This is a genomic window from Georgenia satyanarayanai, assembly GCF_023715365.1.
In the GTDB taxonomy this organism is placed as follows: Bacteria; Actinomycetota; Actinomycetes; order Actinomycetales; family Actinomycetaceae; genus Oceanitalea; species Oceanitalea satyanarayanai_B.
In genome coordinates, this window is sequence record NZ_JAMBNZ010000092.1 from 1 (window position 1) to 460 (window position 460).

The following is a 460-nucleotide window of genomic DNA, read 5'->3' on the forward strand; positions in this document are numbered from 1 at the left end:
TCTAAATTCTGATAAATTTACATTTTTTTATGATGAAATGACTAGACGAATTCATTTTTTTGGACGCAGTAAATCAAATAAACTAAATTCATTTTTTGAAATTTCTATTACATCTTCAGAAGATTTATGTTTAGCGATTAAATCGACTATTGATGTATACAAAGATGTTTTAAAACTTTTAGAACAAAAAGATATTAAATTCTCAACACATTCTGAACATAAATTAGAAACTAATTATATTAATTGGGCAATTGGTTATGATTCACAGCGAAGAATTTCATACAATGAAATTTCGGTAAAAGAATCTAATAATGTTAAAGATGCTTTTTATCCATCAATTACTGAAAAATATAACATTTCGGTTAATGAATTCATTGATGAATATTTAAAATCAGACGAATCTGTTTTATTATTAACTGGTAAAAAAGGTTCAGGCAAAACGGAATTAATTAGACAAATT

At 24.1% G+C, this 460-nt stretch carries 1 protein-coding gene; it reads left to right on the forward strand.

Annotated features, from left to right (window positions below):
• Positions 1-37: 37 nt before the first annotated feature.
• A partial coding sequence (locus M3148_RS17155; RefSeq protein WP_251305937.1) for a hypothetical protein occupies positions 38-460 on the forward strand: 423 nt, incomplete at its 3' end.